Below are 20,084 nucleotides of genomic sequence, written 5' to 3' on the forward strand. Positions count from 1 at the left end.
TTTCCGGTCACAGGTGGCCGGTCTATCCGCGAAACTGGTTCCGTGCGCGAATATCTACTCATGGCGCTCGTCGCGGCCGCGGTGACGTATCTGCTGGTTCCGCTGATCCGCGTTTTCGCCGTCCGTATCGGTGCCATGCCCGAGGTCCGCGATCGTGACGTGCACACCACGCCGACGCCCAGGCTGGGTGGTCTGGCGATGTACGGCGGCCTCGTCGCCGGTCTGCTGATCGCCGCCGAGCTGCCCTACGCCGGGGGCAAGCTGGCCGAGGGTCAGGGAAAGATCGTGATCGCGCTGATCGCCGCGGGCGGCCTGATCACGCTGACCGGCTTCCTGGACGACTGGCTGGGGATGGACGCCCTCGTCAAGCTCGCCGGGCAGATCGGCGCCGCGGGGGTGCTCGTCACCTTCGGCGTCAGCCTGCCGTGGCTCCCGCTGCCCACGGTGCTGGGCGGGCAGACCACCCTCGACTCGACGCTGAGCCCGCTGATCACGATCCTGATCGTGGTCGTCATGATCAACGCCGTCAACTTCGTCGACGGGCTCGACGGGCTGGCCGCGGGGATCGTCGGCATCGCCGCGATGGCCACGTGGACGTACTCGGTGGCCCTGTCGAAGGACTACGGCGACACCAGCATCAACGCGACGGCGGTCATCGCCTCGGTGCTGATCGGGGTCTGCCTGGGCTTCCTGCCGCACAACTTCCACCCGGCGAAGATCTTCATGGGCGACACGGGGGCGATGCTGATCGGCCTGGTCCTCGCCTCCACGATGATCCTGGTCACACCGCTCGACTCCAGCAACATCAACGGCTTCCCCGTCATCCTCCCCCTTCTCGTGCCGGTCGCGATCCTGGTGCTCCCGCTGCTGGACCTGATCATGGCGGTGATCCGGCGCACGTCCAACGGCCTGTCGCCGTTCTCGCCCGACCGGGGGCATCTGCACCACCGGCTGCTGGACATCGGCCACTCGCACCGCCGCAGCGTCATGATCATGTACGCGTGGACCTTCCTGTTCGCCTTCGCGGTCGTGGCGCTGTCCATCGAGGGCGTCCCGCTCATCCTGTTCCCGCTGACCGTGCTGCTCGCCATCGGCGTGCTGGTGATGATGGCGCTGCCCCGCTGGCGCGCCCGCCGTGACCTCGGCGGGGCCGAGGGCCAGGGCGACGGGCGCGGCGACGGACGCGGTGACGGGCGCGGTGACGGGCGCGGCCCGCTCGATCCCACGGGTCCCGCAGGTTCCGGCGGCCCCGCGGAGGGACCCGGGCGGCACGCGCACCCCGGCGAGCGGCAGCCGGGCCGGGTCAGGCCCCATCCGTATCCCGCGGAGGCGCCGGGGCACCGTCCGGCCGCCGCCGGCGACGACACGGCCACCCTGCCGGTGCGGCCCGACCTGTCACTCAGCGCGCCCCGGCACGGTTTCTCAAACCCTGAGACGCCGCTTTGAGCCGCTTTCCCCGGCTCCTTGATCGTTCACTTGAAACGGCAGGTAAAGGCGCTCTTCCATGAGCTTGTGATAGCTTTCACTAGCAGATGGTGAACCTGCCCAGACCTGCAAGGTAGCAATCGCTCGCTTGATAACAGTCACTTGGAGTGCCGATGCTGGCCAACGACGTGCGCCTTCTGAAGGGGGCTGCGATACCCACGGTGCTGGTGGGGCTGGTCGTGATCCTCGTCGCGGCGTTGCTGGCCGGAGCCAAGGGAGCGCTCGGCGCCGCGATCGGGACCGTGGTCGTCGGTGTCTTCTTTACCCTCGGCATCATGGCCGTCTCGTACGCGAGCCGCGTGTCGCCCATGATGATGATGACCGCCGCGGTGCTGAGCTACGCGGTGAAGATTCTCGTGATCATGGCTCTGCTCAAGACCTTCGAGGACGCCACCGCGTTCGAGCCCAAGGCCTTCGGCTGGGCGGCCATCGCGTGCACGATCGCCTGGACGGTCGGCGAGATGCGCGGCTTCATGAAACTCAAGATGCTCTACGTCGACCCCGATGGCCGGGTTCCAGGTCAGGGCGATCCGCGATGAGGCGTATCATCTCGCTGGCGGCCTGGACCCTGCCCGATATGACTAGTCCTCACCGCGACTGCTATCGTCATGCCCGCGATGAGCGAAAAGAAAATCCGGCCCGAAGACGACGGCCGCGACTTCGCCAACGCCGCCTGGTCGATCCCCAGTTATCTCCTCTCCGGGATGATCCTGTACGGCGGTGGGGGCTGGTTGCTGTCCAAGTGGACTGGCGTGGTCGCCTTCACCCCGATCGGATTGATTCTCGGGGTCGCTCTATCCGTCTACCTGGTCTACCGGAAGTACGGTCGCTAGCCTTCGGCGGCGGTCGCTTCGCTGACGAAGCCATTTCGATCACCTACCACGCTGAAGGGAACGCCGCGTGAGCACGCTGACGCTCCTCGCTCCCGGGGACGAGTTCACGCCTCCGGGACTCGAACTCTTCGACGCCGCCCCGATCGTCTCGGGCGTCGCCTGGCTCACGAAGCCGGTGCTGCTGGCCCTGCTGAGCTCGATCCTCGTCATCGGCTTCTGCTGGTCGGCCTTCGGCAACCCGAAGCTGGTGCCGCGGGGCGTGCAGAACATCGGCGAGATGGGCTACATGTTCGTCCGCGACCAGGTCGCCCGGCCGTTCCTCGGCAAGGACGCCGACCGGTGGATGGGCCTGCTGCTCAGCATGTTCTTCCTGGTCTGGGTCTGGAACCTGATGGGCGTCATCCCGTTCCTGCAGTTCCCGGTCGCCTCGCACATCGCCTTCCCGATCGTGCTCGCCCTCAGCGTCTACATCCTGAAGATCTACCTGGGTGTCAAGCACCAGGGCGCGATCGGCTACTTCAAGAACATGATGTTCCCCCCGGGGTTGCCCAAGCCGATCTACGTGCTGCTGGCCCCGATCGAGCTCCTGTCCAACATGATCATCGCGCCCTTCACGCACGCGGTGCGACTGTTCGCCAACATGTTCGCCGGCCACATCATCCTGGCCTTCTTCAGCCTCGTCGGCTTCTGGTTCCTCTTCGAGAAGCTCACCCCGCTGGGCGCACCGCTCGGCGTGGTCGGCGTGATCATGACGATCGCGATGACGGGCTTCGAGATGTTCATCCAGTTCCTGCAGGCGTTCCTCTTCGCGATGCTCGCCGCGATGTACATCGGCAACTCGCTCCACGCCGACCACTAGACGCACAGACCTCCCTCGAATATCCAGACCGGTGAGCCTTCACCGGCCGACCTGTAAAGGAAACACAACACCATGGCAATGGGAATCCTCGCTGAGGTCACCGGCTCCCTCGGTTCCATCGGCTACGGCCTCGCCGCCATCGGCCCCGGCATCGGCGTCGGCATCATCTTCGGTCAGGGTGTGCAGGCCATCGCCCGCCAGCCCGAGGCCTACGGCCTGATCCGCCAGAACATGCTGCTCGGCTTCGTCCTCACCGAGGCGCTGGCCCTCATCGGCCTTGTCGCGCCGTTCATGTTCGGTCAGTAAGACGCAGAAAAACCTCTGACGGAAGGCTGCACAAATGATTCAGGCAGCTTCGCTCCTGGCAGCGGAGGAGGGGGCTAACCCCCTCCTCCCGCACACCTACGAGCTTGTCGTCGGCGGCTTCGCCTTCTTCTTCGTCCTCTTCGTCGTCGGTAAGATCCTCACCCCGCGCATCCAGAAGACCCTGGTCGAGCGGACCGATGCGATCGAAGGCGGCATCAAGCGAGCCGAGGACGCGCAGGCCGAGGCCCAGGCGCTGCTCAAGCAGTACAAGGACCAGCTCTCCGAAGCCCGTCACGAAGCCTCGCGGCTGCGTGAGGAGGCCCGTGAGCAGGGTGCGCAGATCAAGGCCGAGCTCCGCGAGGAGGCCCAGGCCGAGGCTCGCCGCCTGGTCGAGGCCGCCCACCTGCAGATCGAGGCCGACCGCCAGCAGGCGTTCGCCCAGCTCCGCACGGAGCTCGGCCGCCTGTCGATCGAGCTGGCCGGTCGTATCGTCGGGGAGTCCCTGGAGGACGAGGCGCGCCAGCGCCGTACCGTCGACAGGTTCCTCGAGGAGCTCGAGTCGAGCAACGCGGCGGTCCGCTGATGACACGGCGAACCAGGCGTGACGCGCGAGTGTCGGTGAGCGGCTGATGAGGGGCCTGAGCAGGGCCTCGCTGGCCGAGGTCGAAGAGCGCTTCAACGCCGTCGCGGGAAGCGCGGACCTCGGCACGCTGGCCGACGAGCTTTTCTCGGTCGCCGCCCTGTTCGACCGCGAACACGGGCTCCGCCGCAACCTCTCCGACCCGGCCGGTCCCGCGGCCCAGAAGGCGCAGATCGTCCGGGTGCTGCTGGAGGGCAAGATCAGCGACGCCGCCCTGGAGACGGTCGCCGCGGCCGTGTCCGCCAGGTGGGCGCGTTCGCGTGACCTGGCCGACTCCCTGGAGCGGCTCGGCGTCATCGCGGCCTCGGCCGAGGCGGAGGCGCAGGGCAGGCTCGACGACGTCGAGGACGAGCTGTTCCGGTTCGGGCGCATCGCCGCCTCGAACCTGGAGCTTCACCGGACCCTGACGGCGCCGGCGGCCCCCGAGTCCGCCAAGCGGGAGCTTCTGGGCTCCCTCCTGGCCGCGAAGGTCGCCCCCACCACCCTGCGGCTGGTCACCCAGCTCGTGCTGCATCCGAGAGGACGTAGCCTGGACGGTGGGCTTGAGGAGTTCGGCAAGCTGGTCGCCGCCCAGCGGCAGCGCCTCGTCGCGGTGGTGCGCAGCGCCGTCGTGCTTTCAGAGGGGCAGAAGCAGCGTCTCGCCACGTGGCTGCGCACCTCGTACGGCCGCGACGTTCATCTGAACGTCGAGGTGGATCCGCGGGTGCTGGGAGGGTTCTCGGTTCGCATCGGGGACGATCTCATCGACACCACCATCGCGGGACGAATCGAAGAAGTCCGCCGCCGGTTGGCCGGCTAGGCGAATAGGGAGACTGAAGAGAGATGGCGGAGCTTACGATCCGGCCGGACGAGATCCGGGACGCACTTGAGCGCTTCGTCCAGGCGTACGAGCCGGAAGGTGCCGCGCGCGAGGAGATCGGGACCGTCGTCGACTGCGGCGACGGTATCGCCCATGTCTCCGGCCTTCCCTCGGCGATGGCGAACGAGCTGCTTGAGTTCGAGGACGGCACGCGTGGCCTGGCACTGAACCTGGACGTCCGGGAGATCGGTGTCGTTGTTCTGGGCGACTTCAGCAAGATCGAGGAGGGCCAGTCGGTCCGCCGGACGGGCGAGGTCCTGTCCGTGCCGGTCGGCGACGGCTTCCTCGGCCGAGTGGTCGACCCGCTGGGCGTTCCCCTGGACGGCAAGGGCCCCATCGAGTCCGAGAGCCTGCGCGCCCTCGAACTCCAGGCCCCCTCGGTGGTCCAGCGCCAGCCGGTGAAGGAGCCGCTGCAGACCGGTCTCAAGGCGGTCGACGCCATGACGCCGATCGGCCGCGGCCAGCGCCAGCTGATCATCGGTGACCGTGGCACGGGCAAGACCGCCGTCGCCGTGGACACCATCCTCAACCAGCGGGAGAACTGGCTCTCCGGCGACCCCGACAAGCAGGTTCTCTGCGTCTACGTCGCGGTCGGCCAGAAGGGCTCCACGATCGCCCAGGTCAAGGGCCGCCTCGAGGAGGCGGGCGCGATGGAGTACACCACCATCGTCGCCGCTCCGGCGTCCGACCCGGCCGGTTACAAGTACCTCGCGCCCTACACCGGTTCGGCCATCGGCCAGCACTGGATGTACCAGGGCAAGCACGTCCTCATCGTCTTCGACGACCTGACCAAGCAGGCCGACGCCTACCGCGCCGTCTCCCTGCTGCTGCGCCGCCCGCCGGGCCGCGAGGCGTTCCCCGGCGACGTCTTCTACTTGCACTCCCGCCTCCTTGAGCGTTGCGCGAAGCTGTCCAAGGACATGGGTTCCGGCTCGATGACCGGTCTGCCGATCATCGAGACGAAGGGCAACGACGTCTCGGCGTTCATCCCCACCAACGTCATCTCCATCACCGACGGCCAGTGCTTCCTCGAGACCGACCTGTTCAACGCGGGTGTGCGTCCGGCCATCAACGTCGGTGTCTCCGTCTCCCGAGTCGGCGGCTCCGCGCAGATCAAGGCGATGAAGAAGGTCGCCGGCACGCTGCGCCTGTCGCTGTCGCAGTTCCGTGACCTGGAGGCGTTCGCCTCCTTCGCCTCCGACCTGGACGCGGCCTCCCGCGCCCAGCTGGAGCGCGGCCAGCGCCTGGTCGAGCTGCTCAAGCAGGCCCAGTACAGCCCGTTCCCGGTCGAGAAGCAGGTCGTCTCGGTCTGGGCCGGCACGACCGGTGAGCTCGACGACGTCCCGGTCGAGGACATCCGCCGCTTCGAGACGGAGTTCCTCGACTACCTGGGCCGCGAGAACAAGGGCATCTTCGACGGCATCCGCGAGACCCGCGACCTGCCCGACGACACGATGACCGCTCTCAAGGACGCCATCACCGAGTTCAAGAAGAGCTTCGAGACCTCCTCCGGTGAGTACCTGGTCAACGACGAGCCGGTCGCCGCGCTCGGCGAGGGCGAGGTCGGCCAGGAGAAGATCACGAAGCGAGTCCGCACGGCAGAGAAGAAGTAGCCGATGGGTGCCCAGCTAAGACTGCTGCGGCGGCGGATCAAGTCGGTCAAGTCCACGGCGAAGATCACCCGCGCCCAGGAGCTCATCGCCTCGTCCCGCATCGTCAAGGCTCAGCAGCGGATGCAGGCCGCCGTGCCGTACGAGCGCGAGATCACCCGCGCCGTCACGGGCGTGGTCAGCAACACCTCCACCACCGACCATCCGCTGACGGTGGCCAAGGAGCAGCCCACCAGGGCCGCCGTCCTGATCGTCACCAGCGACAGCGGTTTCTGCGGCGGCTTCAACGCCAACATCCTGCGTGAGGCGGAGGCGCTCGGCAACCTGCTCAGGGACAGGGGCGTCGAGCCCGTGCCCTTCGTGACGGGCCGCAAGGGCGTCGGCTGGCATGCCTTCCGTAACCGTGAGATGGGCGGGCAGTGGACGGGGTTCTCCCGTAAGCCCGCCTACTCCGACGCCAAGGAGGTCGCCGGCACGCTGATCGAGGCCTTCTCGGCCGAGGACGGGGTGGACGAGATCCACATCGTCTCCACCGAGTTCGTCTCGATGCTGACGCAGGAGGTCGTGGTCAAGCGGATCCTTCCGCTCGAGGTCGAGGAGACCGCGGAGGACCCGTCCGACACGCCGCTGCCGTACTTCGAGTTCGAGCCCACCGCGGGCGAGGTCCTCGACACGCTGCTGCCGCGTTACGTGGAGTCGCGCATCTTCACCGCGCTGCTCCAGTCGGCGGCCTCGGAGGAAGCCGCGCGCCGCCGGGCCATGAAGTCGGCCACCGACAACGCCAACGAGCTCATCCGCGTGTTCACCCAGCAGATGAACCAGGTCCGCCAGGCCGAGATCACCCAGGAAATCAGCGAGATCGTCGGTGGCGCGAACGCGCTGGCCGACTCCGCAGCGGGGAAAGAGTGAAATGACTGCACAGACTGTTGAGACCGGCGTGGGCCGCGTCGCGCGGGTCACCGGTCCCGTCGTCGACGTGGAGTTCCCCGTCGAGGCGATGCCCGAGATCTACAACGCCCTCAAGGTGGACGTCGAGCTGCAGGGTGAGGCCAAGGTCCTCACCCTGGAGGTCGCCCAGCACCTGGGTGACAACCTCGTCCGCGCGATCTCCATGCAGCCCACCGACGGCCTCACCCGTGGCGCCCCGGTGACCGACACCGGCGCGGCCATCTCGGTCCCCGTCGGCGACGTCGTCAAGGGCCACGTGTGGAGCACCCTCGGCGAGTCGCTGGACGTCGAGACCTCCTCGCTCCAGATCAACGAGCGCTGGGGCATCCACCGCCCGTCGCCCGCCTTCGACACCCTCGAGTCGCGCACCGAGATGCTGACCACCGGCATCAAGGTCATCGACCTGCTCACCCCGTACGTGCAGGGCGGCAAGATCGGCCTGTTCGGCGGCGCGGGCGTGGGCAAGACCGTTCTGATCCAGGAGATGATCCGCCGGGTCGCCCGTAACTTCGGTGGCACCTCGGTGTTCGCCGGCGTCGGCGAGCGCACCCGTGAGGGCAACGACCTCTGGCTGGAGATGGAGGAGGCGAACGTCCTCAAGGACACCGCCCTCGTCTTCGGCCAGATGGACGAGCCCCCGGGTACCCGTCTGCGCGTCGCGCTCTCCGCCCTGACCATGGCGGAGTACTTCCGTGACGTCCAGAAGCAGGACGTGCTGCTGTTCATCGACAACATCTTCCGGTTCACCCAGGCCGGTTCCGAGGTGTCCACCCTGCTCGGCCGCATGCCGTCCGCGGTGGGTTACCAGCCGACCCTGGCCGACGAGATGGGTGTCCTCCAGGAGCGCATCACCTCGACCCGCGGTCACTCGATCACCTCCATGCAGGCGATCTACGTCCCCGCGGACGACATCACCGACCCGGCCCCGCACAACGCGTTCGCGCACCTCGACGCGCAGACCGTTCTCTCGCGGCCGATCTCGGAGAAGGGCATCTACCCCGCGGTGGACCCGCTCGACTCCACCTCGCGGATCCTCGACCCGCTGATCGTGGGCGAGGAGCACTACCGCGTGGCCCAGGAGACCAAGCGGATCCTGCAGAAGTACAAGGAGCTGCAGGACATCATCGCGATCCTCGGTATCGACGAGCTCTCGGAAGAGGACAAGGTCACCGTCAACCGGGCCCGTCGCATCGAGCGCTTCCTGTCCCACCCGATGTACGCCGCCGAGGCGTTCACCGGCCAGCCCGGTGAGAACGTCCCGCTGGACGAGACCATCGCCTCGTTCAAGGGCCTGTGCGCCGGCGACTACGACCACCTGCCCGAGCAGGCGTTCTTCATGGTCGGCGGCATCGACCAGGCCGTGGCCAAGGCCAAGGAACTCGCCCGCTAGTCGCCTTCGGCGCCGGTACGGTCACGCGGCCGTACCGGCGCCTGGTTCGATAAGGAACTGGAGAGAAAGTGGCGAAGCTGCGAGTAGGCGTCGTCTCCCCGGAGCGTGAGATCTGGTCCGGTGAGGCCGACATGGTGATTGCCAAGACCGTCGACGGCGAGATCGGTATCATGCCTAAGCACGCACCCGTGCTCGGCGTTCTCGTCGAGGGCGGTCTGCTGAAGATCAAGCGAGGCGACGGCGAAGCCGACCTCGTCGCCGCCGTCCACGGAGGATTCCTCTCGGTGGCCGACGACGAGGTGTCCATTCTGGCCGAGCTGGCCGAGCTGGGCTCCGAGGTCGACGTCGCCCGTGCGAAGAGCGCGCTGGAGCGGGCTCAGGCCTCGGTCGAGTCCGACCAGGAGAACGCGGACGCGGTCGCGGAGGCCAAGCGTGCCAGGGCCCGGTTGCGCGCGGCCGGGGAAGAAGTCGGATAAATTCTGCTTCTTAGGCTGTACGCGCTTTTGGGGGGCGAGCAGACATGGTGGTGGATGTTCTCATCGTGCTGGGGCTGCTCGTCGCCCTCCTGGGACTCCGGGTTCTGATACTGACCCGCTCCCGGGGATCGGTGCTCTGTTGCCTGCGCTCCCTGTCGAAGGAGCGAGGCTGGCGGGTGGGGGTGGCCCGCTACGCCGACGGCCACCTCAACTGGATCCCGCTCATAGGTCTGCTTCCAAGGCCGCGCCACGTCATCGTGAGGCGCGGCCTTGTCGTTTCCGGGCGTCGCAGGGTCGGGTCCGGTGAGTTCTTCGGGTTCATCGAGGGTGTGACGGCGATCGAGTGCCGCAACGGGCAGGACGCCTTCGAGCTCGCCATGGGATACCGCGCCCTGACCGGTTTCGTCGCCTGGCTGGAGTCCGCCCCGCCCAGCGCCTACCTCGACGTCGCCTGAGCCCTCCTCACCTTCTCGGCGGGTGCGCCGGGTATCCGGGGCCTTTTCCTCAGCGGGTGCCGCCGGGCTTCCAGAGGATCTCGTCGCCGTCCGCGGCCACCCGGCAGAGGATGAACATCAGGTCGCTCAGCCGGTTGAGATATCTCGCGGTCAGCGGGTTGACGTCGTCGTGGGCCTCCAGCGCCGACCAGACGGTCCGCTCGGCCCGCCGGACCACGGTCCTGGCGACGTGGAGCGCGGCCACGGCCGGGGTTCCGCCGGGCAGGATGAAGCTGCGCAGCGGCGTGAGGCGCTCGTTGAACTCGTCGCACCGGGCCTCCAGCCAGTCGACGTAGGAGGGCTCGACCCGCAGCGGCGGGAATTCGGGGTTCTCCACGAGCGGGGCGCACAGGTCGGCCCCGACGTCGAACAGCTCGTTCTGGATCCGGCCGAGGACGGCGGTGACGTCCGCCTCCAGGGCCCCCGTGGCGAGGGCCACGCCGATCGCCGCGTTGGCCTCCTCGACGTCCGCGTAGGCGGCCAGGCGCGGATCGGTCTTGCGGGTGCGGCTCATGTCGCCGAGCGCGGTCGTGCCGTCGTCCCCGGTACGGGTGTAGATCTTCGAGAGCACCACCGGTTTGTCTCTGTCAGCTCGCGTCATGTGGCTCAGCGTATCGGCCAAAAAACTCTCCCGATCAACCCGATAGTGGACAATATGATTTGTTGATGGTTTCTGGTTTCTACCTGCGATTCCCCCACATCTCCCGCGAGACGTTGACCTTCGTCGCCGACGACGACGTCTGGGCGGCCCCGGCGGACGGCGGCCGGGCGTGGCGCCTCTCCTCGGACCGGGCCCCCGCGGGTCATCCCCGCCTCTCACCCGACGGCACCAAGGTCGCCTGGACCAGCGTCCGCGACGGCGCTCCCGAGGTCCACCTGGCGGATCTGGAATCCGGTTCGGCGGAACGGCTGACCTACTGGGGAGACGCGCGGACCCGTACCCGCGGCTGGACGCCGGACGGCGAGATTCTCGCGATCAGCGCGACCGGCCGGCCGTTCGTCTCGCAGACCTGGGCCTACGTGCTCGGGGAGGGACGCGTCGAGCGGTTGCCGTACGGCCCGGTCAACGACCTGTCGATCACGGGGGACCCGGAAGACACAGTGGCGCTGCTCACCGGGGGACTTCCCCGCGATCCGGCGACCTGGAAGCGCTACCGGGGCGGCACGGCGGGCCGGCTGTGGGTGCGGCGCGGTGAGGGTGACTTCACCCGGATCCTGGCCGACCTCAACGGCCACCTCGCCAACCCGATGCTCGTCGGGGGGCGGCTCGTCTTCGTCTCCGACCACGAGGGCGTCGGCAACCTCTACTCCTGCGAGCCGGACGGCACCGGCCTGCGCCGCCACACCGATCACGACGTCTTCTACGCCCGGCACGCCACCACCGACGGGACCCGGATCGTCTACCAGAACGCCGGAGACCTCTATCTCCTGGACGGTCTCGACGCCGAGGCCCGCAAGCTCGACGTCACCCTGGGCTCCCCGCTGCGCGGGCGGCAGCCGTACCAGGTCAACGCGAGCAGGCGGCTGCACGACCTGGCCGTGGACGCGACCGGGCGGGCCAGCGCGGTGGAGGTCCAGGGATCGGTGCACTGGGTGACCCACCGGGACGGCCCGGCGCGGCAGCTCAGCGACGGTCTGTCGGCGGGACGGCCCCGCATCCTCGGTGACGACCGCGTGGTGTGGGTCTTCGACGACGGCGAGACGCAGGGACTGGAGATCGCCCCGTCGGGGGGCGGGGAGAGCCGCAGGATCGCCGTGGGCGCGCTGGGCGAGGTCGGGGACCTCGCCGTCGCGCCCGACGGGAACACGATCGCGGTGACCAGCAGGAACGGGCGGCTGCTCCTGGTCGACGTGGCCTCGGGCGAGGCCGTGGAGCTGTCCAGGGCCGACGGGGAGATCAACGGTCTCACCTGGTCGTCCGACTCGGCCTGGCTGGCCTGGTCGCACCCGGACGGCCCGCAGCTGCGCAGGATCAGGCTGGCCAGGGTGGCGGACCGGAGCGTGACCGACGTCACCGACGGCCGGTTCGTGGACATCTCACCCGCGTTCGCGGGGGACTATCTGGCGTTCCTGTCGCGACGCGGCTTCGACCCGGTCTACGACGCGCACTCCTTCGACATGTCCTTCCCCTTCGGCTACCGGCCCTACCTGGTGCCGCTGTCCGCGTCCACGCCGTCCCCGTTCGCGCCCAGCTCCGCGGGGCGGGCCGCCGACTCGGGCCCGGGATCCGGCGACGACGACGGCAAGAAGGACGACGGCGCGATCGCCGTGGACCTGGACGGCATCGCCACCAGGGTCGTGCAGGTGCCGGTGCCCGAGGGCCGCTACTCGGACCTGCGGGCGGTCAAGGGCGGGTTCGTCTGGCTGCGGGAGCCGCTGGCCGGGGAGCTCGGCGAGGACAGGGACGAGGTGGGGGGCGAGGCGCCCCGTCCGGCGCTGGACCGCTACGACCTGGTCAAGCGCAAGTGGGAGGAAGTGGTCGAAAAACTCGACTGGTACCGGGTGAGCGGTGACGGCACGCAGCTCGTCGTCAGCGACAAGAACACGCTCACGGTCCGCCCGGCCGGGGGCAAACAGGGGGGCAAGAACGGCGACGACACGACCGTCGACCTGTCCAGGATCCGGATCACCGCCGACCCCCGGGCGCTGCGGCGGCACGCCTACGCCCAGCTGGGCCGCCGGATGCGCGCCGACTTCTGGGTCGAGGACATGGCCGACGTCGAGTGGGAGGCCGTGCTGGAGGAGTACCGGCCGCTGGTGGACCGGGTCGCCACCGCCGACGACTTCGCCGACCTGCTCTGGGAGGTCGCGGGCGAGCTGGGCAGCTCGCACGCCTACGTCGACGCCGCTCCCTGGGGCCACCCGGCCTCCGAGCCGATCGGGCTGCTCGGCGCCGACCTCTCCAGGGGCGACGACGGCCGCTGGCGGGTGGACCGGGTGCTGCCCGCCGAGTCCTCCGACGTGCACGCCCGCTCGCCGCTGGCCGGGCCGGGGGCGAGCGTGCAGCCGGGGGAGGCGCTGCTCGCGGTCGACGGCCGTCCGGTGCCGCCCGAGGGGCCCGCGCGGTTGCTGGTCGGCGCCGCCGACAAGCCGGTCGAGCTCACCCTGGACGGTGGCCGGCGGGTGGTCGTCACGCCGCTCCGCGACGACCGGCGCCTGCGCTACCAGCACTGGGTGGCCGGAAACCGGGCGCGCGTCAGGGAGTTCGGCGGCGGACGTCTCGGCTACCTGCACATCCCGGACATGGTGGCCGAGGGCTGGGCACAGTTCCACCGTGACCTGCGCAGGGAGATGACCTTCGAGGGGCTGGTGGTGGACGTGCGGGGGAACCGGGGCGGCCACACCTCCGAGCTGGTCATCGAGAAGCTGATCCGCCGGGTCATCGCCTGGGACCTGCCCCGGGGCATGACGCCGATCACCTACCCCGAGGACGCGCCGCGGGGCCCGCTGGTCGCGATCACCGACCAGAACGCCGGATCCGACGGCGACATCGTCACCGCGGCCTTCAAGATCCACAAGCTCGGTCCCGTGGTGGGCACCCGGACCTGGGGAGGCGTCATCGGCATCGAGGACGCCCACCGCCTGGTCGACGGCTCGCGCATCACCGTGCCCAAGTACTCCTTCTGGTTCGAGGAGCTGGGCTGGGGCGTGGAGAACTACGGCGTCGATCCGGACGTCGAGGTCGACATCGCCCCCGGTGACTGGGCGGAGGACAGGGACCCGCAGATCGAGGAGGCGGTACGGCTCGCGCTGGCCGCGCTGGCCGAGCGCCCGGCGGCGACTCCGCCCGACCCCGCCACCCGGCCCTCCCGCCGGCGCCCCGCGCTGCCGCCCCGCCCGTAGTTGACATTTGTCATCCGGAACACATTAAAGATCACTACCTTTCCGGTGATATCGGCGACTACCTGGTCAAACGCGGGGCGACGACGATTGTCCCCATGAGAACACCACAGGTGACGGATCCGGCCGGCGCCGCGGCCGCCGGCCTCGACAACGTGATCGAGGTCGGCGGGCTCCGGCAGGCGTACGGCGACTTCGAGGCGGTGCGCGGCGTCTCCTTCACGGTCCCGAGAGGCGAGCTGTTCGCCCTGCTCGGCACGAACGGCGCCGGCAAGACCACCACCGTGGAGGTCCTGGAGGGCTTCCGGGCCCCCACCGGCGGCAGCGTCCGCGTGCTCGGACTCGACCCGGTCGGGCAGCGGCGACGGCTGCGGCCCCGCGTGGGGATCATGCTGCAGGAAGGGGGTTTCCTCGGTGACCTCACGGTCGCCGAGACCGTCGGCCTGTGGGAGGGGCTGAGCCGGGACGCGGGCCGCGGGGACACCCCCGCCCGTCCCTCCGGGGCGTCCTCCTTCCTCGGCCGGCGCAGGGGCACGGATCCGCGGACCATGGACGCCCTGGAGACGGCGGGGCTGGGCAGGAAGGCCAGGACCAGGGTGCGGCAGCTCTCCGGTGGCCAGCGGCGCAGGCTCGACCTCACGCTGGCGGTGATCTCCCGGCCGGAGGTGCTCTTCCTGGACGAGCCGACCACCGGCATGGACCCCGAGGCGCGCCGCGCCACCTGGAAGGTGATCGAGGACCTGCGGGCGGGCGGCACCACGGTGCTGCTCACCACCCACTACCTGGAAGAGGCCGAGCGCCTCGCCAACCGGCTGGCCATCATGCACGAGGGCCGGATCCACCTTCAGGGCACCGTCGAGGAGGTGGTGGCCGGGTCGGGCGACCGGATCTCCTTCCGCCTCCCCGGCATCTCCTGGGCCTTCGGCGATCTTCCCGCGCTGGACGGCGTGGCCCCCGTGCTGACCTACGGCGGCGACACGGGCGACACGGGGGTCACCTACACCCTGACCGGAGCACGGGTCGAGGCCCGCGCGCACACGGCGGTGCGGCAGCTTCTGGCCTGGGCCGACACGCGCGGCGAGACCCTGGAGCGGCTGGCCGTCCGCCGGGGGACCCTGGAGGACGCCTTCATGCGCGTGGCCGGGGAGACGTCGGAGGGGGAAGGGGCCGGAGCGGCCGGGGCGATCCGGGGGGCCCGCGACGGAGCGGTGGCGGCAGGACCGGCGAGAAGGGGCGAATGATCATGGGAACCGACGTACTGCACGCGATGAGGCTCGCGAAAATCGACCTGACCCTGGTGGGCAGGAACACCACGGTCCTGTTCAACGTGCTCCTGCTGCCGCTCCTGATGGCCTGGCTGTACACCCAGGCCGTCGGAGCCGAGAAGATCGACGGCGTGGCCGGGAAGCTTTTCGTGCTGGCCGGGTTGCCGGGGTTGTTGCTGGTGTTCGCGGTCTTCGTCAACCTGGTGAACTCCTTCACCGCCCGGCGCGAGGAACTGGTGCTCAAGCGGCTGCGGGCGGGCCAGCCGTCGGGCCCGGCGATTCTCGCCGGCAGTGCCCTCGGGGCGCTCGCGCTCTATCTCGCCCAGGTGGCGCTCCTGGCCGTCTGGATGTGGCGGTCCGAGGGGGTCACGGTGGCCAACGTGCCGATGCTCGTGACCGTCGCCGTCCTGGGAGTCGCGCTGTTCGGCCTGCTCGCCGCCGCCTTCTCCGGCCTCACGCCCAACGCCGAGCTCGCCCAGATCACGGTGCTCCCGGTGCTCCTGTTCGTGCTGGTCGGCGCCCCGATCGCGTTCCCCAGCGACACGCTGCCGGGCGGGCTGAGCGAGATCTCGGCCCTGCTCCCCGCGACTCCGGTCGTGGAGATCGCGCGCACCGCCTTCCTGGGCGGGGATCACATCCACGGGGGCGGGGCGGCGCTGAGCATGGGCGGACAGTGGGCGGCCGCGCTGCCCTCCTTCGCGATCCTGCTGGTCTGGATCGCGGCGGCCGGACTGCTGGCCCGATGGCTGTTCCGCTGGGAACCCCGGCACGGTTAGCCTTCATCACGAAATGTCAGTCGACAGTGCTGAAAAAGGGATGAGACGCCTCGTGCGCCTCATCCCCTCCGTGCTTTCCCGGAGGAGGCAGCGGTCCCCCATCCAGGGGCTCCGCCGGATGACCGTGCTCTCCCTGACCCTGGGCCTCGTTCTGGCCTGGGTCGGCCCTCTCAGCACGCTGGGGGACCCGGACGGGCAGTCCCGGCTCTCGCTGCTGGCAGTCGGGGTGCCGGGCCTGCTGGTCTTCAGCGTTCTGTACGTGCGAATCCTCCAGGCGGCCGTGGCCGGGACCGGCGCGAGAGGCGAGATCGCCGCCTCGGCCATGGTCGCGGTGATCCTCCTGCTGACCCAGGACGGCCACCCCTGGTCCTGGGGACTGCTCGGCCCGGCCTGGGCGTCGGGTGCCGTACTGCTGCTGGGCAGGTCCGCCGCGATCGCCGCCACCGCCGCGGCGATCGCCGTCGGCCTGCTTCTCGCGGCTCCGAGCGTCGATCCCGGTCCCGGGCTCACCGACATGTTCCTGTCGCCGCACCGGGAGGGAGTCTTTCCCGCCCTCGGCGCCTACCTCGGGGTGGCCGCGACGGCACCGTGGGCCAACCGGCTCCAGCTCCGGTTCTGGCAGGTGGTGAGAGCCGCGGAGGAGGGCAAGGAGGCGCAGGCCCGGCTGGCCGTCACCGAGGAGCGGCTGCGCTTCTCCCGCGACCTGCACGACCTGGTCGGCCACAGCCTCTCCGCGATCGCCGTCAAGAGCGAGGTGGCCGCCAAGTTGTCGGGGGTGGACGCCGCGCGGGCGGCGGGGGAGATGGACGAGGTACGGATCCTGGCGCGGCAGACACTCAAGGAGATCCGCACGGCGGTGCGCGGCTACCGCACGGTCGACCTCGCCGCAGAGCTGCGCGCGATGACCGCGGTGCTGGAGGCGGGCGGCATCCGCTGCACGCTGCGGATGCCGCGCGACCAGGTACCCGAGGGGGTGGCCACCCTGCTGGCCTGGGTGGTCAGGGAGGGCACCACCAACGTGCTGCGGCACAGCTCCGCGACCGAGTGTCGCACCGTGATGACCGTCCGCGACGGAAGCGTCGTGCTGACGATGACGAACGACGGGGTGGAAGGGGTGGAGGGCCGAGGCGGTACCGGCCTCGTCGGGCTGTCGGAGCGGGTCGCCGCCATCGGCGGAACCGTCACGGCGGGTCCCGGAGGCCCCGGGGAGTTCAGGCTGCGGGCGACGGTTCCGCTTGGGGGAGGATGATGGTCCAGACGATGACCGCGCTGCCGGGCCCTCCGGCCGGGGCGAGCGGTCCGGCGGGGGTGGCACGGTGATCCGGGTACTGCTGGCCGACGACGAGCACCTGGTCAGGAAGGCGATCGCCACCCTGCTCGACCTGGAGCCGGACGTCGAGGTGGTGGCCGAGGTGGCCAGGGGGGACCTGGTGGCGGCGGCCGTGCTGGAGCACCGGCCCGACGTGGTCGTGCTGGACATCGAGATGCCGGGGATGGACGGGCTGAGCGTCGCCGAGAAGCTGCCGGGCCGCGCGGTGCTGATACTGACCAGCTTCGGGCGGCCGGGACACCTGAGGCGGGCACTCGCGGCCGGGGTGCGCGGCTTCATCCCCAAGGACGCCTCCGCCGACGAGCTGGCGACGGCGATCCGCAAGGTCCACGCGGGCGGGCGCTACCTCGACCCGGAGATGGCCGCCTCGGCGATGATGGCGGGGGAGAGCCCCCTCACCGAACGCGAGCGCGGTGCCCTGGAACTGGCCGCTCAGGGGGCCTCGGTCGCCGAGATCGCCGCCGCGCTCCACCTCACCCAGGGCACCGTCCGCAACTACCTGTCCAGCGCCATCACCAAACTGGGCGCGACCAACCGGATCACCGCGATCCGGTCGGCTCAACAAAAAGGTTGGCTTTAAACAGCGTTTTCTCACTTGATTCGGGCAAGGAACCCACATGTTCGTCAGATGGCCGGCATCGGGAGCAAGGGAGGTTCGCACCTTCTTGTACGCTGCGACATCGTATGGACGCGGTGCGTGATCGGATGACCATGGCGACGCACCGCCGTTGTGCCGGGCCGCCGCTCCTTGGCGGCCAGGCGTGAGGAGGAGGCATGCGCGTCCCTGGTAACCCCCGGGCTCAAGTGGTCGGCGTCGGGAATCGTCTCGACGTGGGAACCGTCGCCCGAGTGCGCCCGCGGCTGCACGAGGCGGTCGACTCCGGGCACGGCGACCTGATCGTAGATCTTTCCAGGCTGGAAATGATCGATGCCACCGGTCTCGGGGTGCTGGTGGGCACGCATCGCCGCGCTGTGGGCGCGGAACGCCGTCTCATTCTGAGGGGGGTGCCGCCGAGGGTCATGCGGGTGCTGGCGGTGACCCGGCTCAACCGGGTCCTCACCGTCGAACTCCCCGTGGCCGCGGTGGCCTGATCCGGACGGCCGCCGAAGCTCGGGGGCGACGGCGGCGCCGGAACATGTCGGAGGACGGGCCCGGCGGACCCGTTCTCGTCTCCCGCGGGCGTCAGGTCACGAAGGACCTGTGGAAGATGTGCGTGGCGGTGTCGATCAGCTTGCCGACCGGAGGCGGGTCGTCGGCCAGGACCCACTCGATGAGCAGCTCCTGGACCGCTCCGATCATGCCCAGCGCGAGGAGGCGCTGGTTGGCCTTCGTGGCCTCCGGCAGGTCGGCGACGTTCGACTCGATCGTCTTGATGAAGGCCGCGACGGCCGACTGCCTGGAGGTGGTGAGGCAGTCGCCCGCCCGGCGCACCTCCAGATGCATGATCCGCGCGCGGCGCCTGTCGCCGGTGACGAAGTTGATGTAACTGGTGACCCCTGTCTTGACCCGGGAGGCCAGGGTGTCGGGGGCCTGGTCGATGGCTTTCGACATTTCCTCCAGCGTCTCGCGCACGCATCGGTCGTACACGGTCTGCATCAGCTCGTCGCGACCCGAGAAACACTCATAGAAGGCGCGGTTGGAGATGCGTGCCGCGGCGCACAATCTCTCGATCGTCGTTTCCGGGAATCCGGGGTCGGCGTAAAGGGTGTACGCCGCGGAGACGAGGCGCTCCCGGCGTTCCGCCAGCCGCTCCTCCGCAGACATTCCCCGGTAGGACCGTCCATTCATGTCAAGCTCCCGCAGGTCAGCGCGGGGTTGACAGATACTCGCTTTATCACTTCCACCTCATGGTTCTGGCCCCCGGAATCAACCATTATGGGTGCAAGATCCTTTTTGTGGAAGGGTTGTTGTGTTATTACTTACATCCCCGGTGCAAGAAGGTGACAAGTCTGAGTAGTCGGTCAAGGTCCTGCCGTTCGCGCGAACGAGGTGCGCTCCATTCCGGCCGGAGCGGGAAAAACACGGTCGCCGGTCACCGGCCCCCGCTCATTCTCGGCTCCGCTCGTCCCCGGCGGGCGGCGCAGAGGCCGGACGGTCGTCACCGGCGGGAGTGGAGCTCCGCGTCGGCGGGGCGCGGGCTCCTGCCCGACCGGGGCAGGACGGCCAGCCCGGCCAGGAAGAGAGCGCAGGTCAGCAGGATGAGCTGCACGTCGTAGCGGAGATCCTTGGTGGGCGTCAGCAGGTTGCCGACGTGGAAGCCGGTGTGCACGCCGACCGCCATCCAGACCGCGCCGCTGCGCACCCGCGCCGCCGTGCAGGCGAAGCCCAGGGCGGTCGCGAGCACGACGTAGAGCAGTTTCTCGGCGAGGTCGTCGGCCGGGCTCTGGGAGACGATGTGCATGACGCCGAAGACCGCCGACACGACGAACAGGACCATGCGCGGTGACAGGCGGTCCGAGAGTGTGTCGAACAGGTGCCCCCGCCAGAGCAACTCCTCGGGGAACGCCTGGCCGAGCACGATGATCGCGATCGCGAGCGCCAGGTAGGGCAGTGCGGGCGCCGCCCCCTGCTCCCACGAGGTCCAGGTGGCCACGCCCAGGGCCACCGAGAGCGCGTTCCCGGCGACCACCGGCACAGCGCCGACGAGCAGGCCGACCGGCACATGCCACACGGCGGACCAGGACCACGTCAGCCGCACCCCCGACCAGCTCTGGCGGCCCAGGCAACGGCGGATCGCGTACACCAGGGCGATCGACGCGACCGTGGTGCCGAGCACGCCCAACGGTCTGTAGAGCGGATTCCCCTGGTCCATCAGCAACACGACGGGCAACGTTCCGACCAGGATCTGGACGAACATGGCGGCCATGGTTATCAGCACGGCCCAGACGGGGCGAGTGGCTTTCATGGACGGCAAGATTAGAAACGGGCGCCGCGCGGCACATCGAGCGGCGGATAGAAACGACCATGACCAT

21 protein-coding genes are annotated in these 20,084 nt (G+C 69.4%); 18 read left to right on the plus strand and 3 right to left on the minus strand.

The window, feature by feature from the left end:
- Window positions 1-42 precede the first annotated feature (42 nt).
- The 12 genes from ACTOQ3_RS32365 (at window position 43) to ACTOQ3_RS32420 (ending at window position 9,861) form a co-directional block, all read left to right on the plus strand.
- On the plus strand, window positions 43-1,446 hold the full coding sequence (locus ACTOQ3_RS32365) for a glycosyltransferase family 4 protein (RefSeq protein ID WP_440087241.1): 1,404 nt from the start codon (window positions 43-45) through the stop codon (window positions 1,444-1,446).
- A 152-nt stretch (window positions 1,447-1,598) separates the two neighbouring features.
- Complete coding sequence (locus ACTOQ3_RS32370; RefSeq protein WP_440071837.1) at window positions 1,599-2,024, plus strand: hypothetical protein; 426 nt, start codon at window positions 1,599-1,601, stop codon at window positions 2,022-2,024.
- A gap of 78 nt (window positions 2,025-2,102) precedes the next feature.
- Window positions 2,103-2,318, plus strand: coding sequence for an AtpZ/AtpI family protein (locus ACTOQ3_RS32375; RefSeq protein WP_362679901.1), 216 nt, complete (start codon window positions 2,103-2,105; stop codon window positions 2,316-2,318).
- A 67-nt stretch (window positions 2,319-2,385) separates the two neighbouring features.
- Window positions 2,386-3,177 (plus strand): F0F1 ATP synthase subunit A, encoded by a 792-nt coding sequence (gene atpB, locus ACTOQ3_RS32380; RefSeq protein ID WP_440087242.1) that lies wholly within the window; start codon window positions 2,386-2,388, stop codon window positions 3,175-3,177.
- Between the two features lie 78 nt (window positions 3,178-3,255).
- Window positions 3,256-3,483, plus strand: coding sequence for an ATP synthase F0 subunit C (gene atpE / locus ACTOQ3_RS32385; protein ID WP_030906562.1), 228 nt, complete (start codon window positions 3,256-3,258; stop codon window positions 3,481-3,483).
- Between the two features lie 34 nt (window positions 3,484-3,517).
- On the plus strand, window positions 3,518-4,066 hold the full coding sequence (locus ACTOQ3_RS32390; protein ID WP_440087243.1) for a F0F1 ATP synthase subunit B: 549 nt from the start codon (window positions 3,518-3,520) through the stop codon (window positions 4,064-4,066).
- Window positions 4,067-4,112: 46 nt separating this feature from the next.
- Window positions 4,113-4,922 carry a F0F1 ATP synthase subunit delta gene (locus ACTOQ3_RS32395; RefSeq protein ID WP_440087244.1) on the plus strand — a complete coding sequence of 270 codons (810 nt, stop codon included), beginning with the start codon at window positions 4,113-4,115 and terminating at the stop codon, window positions 4,920-4,922.
- A 23-nt stretch (window positions 4,923-4,945) separates the two neighbouring features.
- Window positions 4,946-6,595 carry a F0F1 ATP synthase subunit alpha gene (atpA, locus tag ACTOQ3_RS32400; protein ID WP_440071834.1) on the plus strand — a complete coding sequence of 550 codons (1,650 nt, stop codon included), beginning with the start codon at window positions 4,946-4,948 and terminating at the stop codon, window positions 6,593-6,595.
- 3 nt (window positions 6,596-6,598) lie between these two features.
- Window positions 6,599-7,501: a F0F1 ATP synthase subunit gamma gene (locus tag ACTOQ3_RS32405; protein WP_440087245.1), complete on the plus strand. Its 903-nt coding sequence runs from the start codon at window positions 6,599-6,601 to the stop codon at window positions 7,499-7,501.
- Between the two features lies 1 nt (window position 7,502).
- A complete protein-coding gene (gene atpD / locus ACTOQ3_RS32410; RefSeq protein WP_350973502.1) occupies window positions 7,503-8,930 on the plus strand; it encodes a F0F1 ATP synthase subunit beta in 1,428 nt (475 codons plus the stop codon).
- Between the two features lie 68 nt (window positions 8,931-8,998).
- Window positions 8,999-9,406, plus strand: a complete 408-nt coding sequence (locus ACTOQ3_RS32415) for a F0F1 ATP synthase subunit epsilon (RefSeq protein WP_440087246.1) — start codon at window positions 8,999-9,001, stop codon at window positions 9,404-9,406.
- Between the two features lie 44 nt (window positions 9,407-9,450).
- Window positions 9,451-9,861 carry a DUF2550 domain-containing protein gene (locus ACTOQ3_RS32420; protein WP_344744681.1) on the plus strand — a complete coding sequence of 137 codons (411 nt, stop codon included), beginning with the start codon at window positions 9,451-9,453 and terminating at the stop codon, window positions 9,859-9,861.
- A gap of 49 nt (window positions 9,862-9,910) precedes the next feature.
- On the opposite strand, the gene ACTOQ3_RS32425 is transcribed toward ACTOQ3_RS32420, so the two are convergent.
- The gene (locus tag ACTOQ3_RS32425; protein WP_440087247.1) at window positions 9,911-10,501 is read right to left on the minus strand and encodes a cob(I)yrinic acid a,c-diamide adenosyltransferase; all 591 of its coding nucleotides are present in this window, start codon (window positions 10,499-10,501) and stop codon (window positions 9,911-9,913) included.
- A gap of 65 nt (window positions 10,502-10,566) precedes the next feature.
- On the opposite strand from ACTOQ3_RS32425, the gene ACTOQ3_RS32430 reads away from it, so the two are divergent.
- The 6 genes from ACTOQ3_RS32430 to ACTOQ3_RS32455 all read left to right on the plus strand — a co-directional run bounded on the left by ACTOQ3_RS32430 (window position 10,567) and on the right by ACTOQ3_RS32455 (window position 18,203).
- Entirely contained in the window at window positions 10,567-13,743 is a 3,177-nt protein-coding gene (locus tag ACTOQ3_RS32430) for a S41 family peptidase (RefSeq protein WP_440087248.1), read from the plus strand.
- Window positions 13,744-13,838: 95 nt separating this feature from the next.
- Window positions 13,839-14,981 carry an ABC transporter ATP-binding protein gene (locus ACTOQ3_RS32435; protein ID WP_440087249.1) on the plus strand — a complete coding sequence of 381 codons (1,143 nt, stop codon included), beginning with the start codon at window positions 13,839-13,841 and terminating at the stop codon, window positions 14,979-14,981.
- A 2-nt stretch (window positions 14,982-14,983) separates the two neighbouring features.
- Window positions 14,984-15,781, plus strand: coding sequence for an ABC transporter permease (locus ACTOQ3_RS32440; protein WP_440087250.1), 798 nt, complete (start codon window positions 14,984-14,986; stop codon window positions 15,779-15,781).
- Window positions 15,782-15,899: 118 nt separating this feature from the next.
- The gene (locus ACTOQ3_RS32445) at window positions 15,900-17,030 is read left to right on the plus strand and encodes a sensor histidine kinase (protein WP_440087251.1); all 1,131 of its coding nucleotides are present in this window, start codon (window positions 15,900-15,902) and stop codon (window positions 17,028-17,030) included.
- 67 nt (window positions 17,031-17,097) lie between these two features.
- Complete coding sequence (locus tag ACTOQ3_RS32450) at window positions 17,098-17,691, plus strand: response regulator (RefSeq protein WP_440087253.1); 594 nt, start codon at window positions 17,098-17,100, stop codon at window positions 17,689-17,691.
- Window positions 17,692-17,885: 194 nt separating this feature from the next.
- Window positions 17,886-18,203: an STAS domain-containing protein gene (locus ACTOQ3_RS32455; protein ID WP_362679943.1), complete on the plus strand. Its 318-nt coding sequence runs from the start codon at window positions 17,886-17,888 to the stop codon at window positions 18,201-18,203.
- Between the two features lie 91 nt (window positions 18,204-18,294).
- On the opposite strand, the gene ACTOQ3_RS32460 is transcribed toward ACTOQ3_RS32455, so the two are convergent.
- Together ACTOQ3_RS32460 and ACTOQ3_RS32465 are read right to left on the minus strand one after the other, a co-directional pair.
- Complete coding sequence (locus ACTOQ3_RS32460; RefSeq protein WP_440087254.1) at window positions 18,295-18,876, minus strand: TetR/AcrR family transcriptional regulator; 582 nt, start codon at window positions 18,874-18,876, stop codon at window positions 18,295-18,297.
- A 334-nt stretch (window positions 18,877-19,210) separates the two neighbouring features.
- Complete coding sequence (locus ACTOQ3_RS32465) at window positions 19,211-20,017, minus strand: lysostaphin resistance A-like protein (protein ID WP_440087255.1); 807 nt, start codon at window positions 20,015-20,017, stop codon at window positions 19,211-19,213.
- Window positions 20,018-20,084: the final 67 nt, after the last annotated feature.

The organism is Streptosporangium sp. LJ11 (assembly GCF_051918945.1).
Lineage (GTDB): Bacteria > Actinomycetota > Actinomycetes > Streptosporangiales > Streptosporangiaceae > Streptosporangium.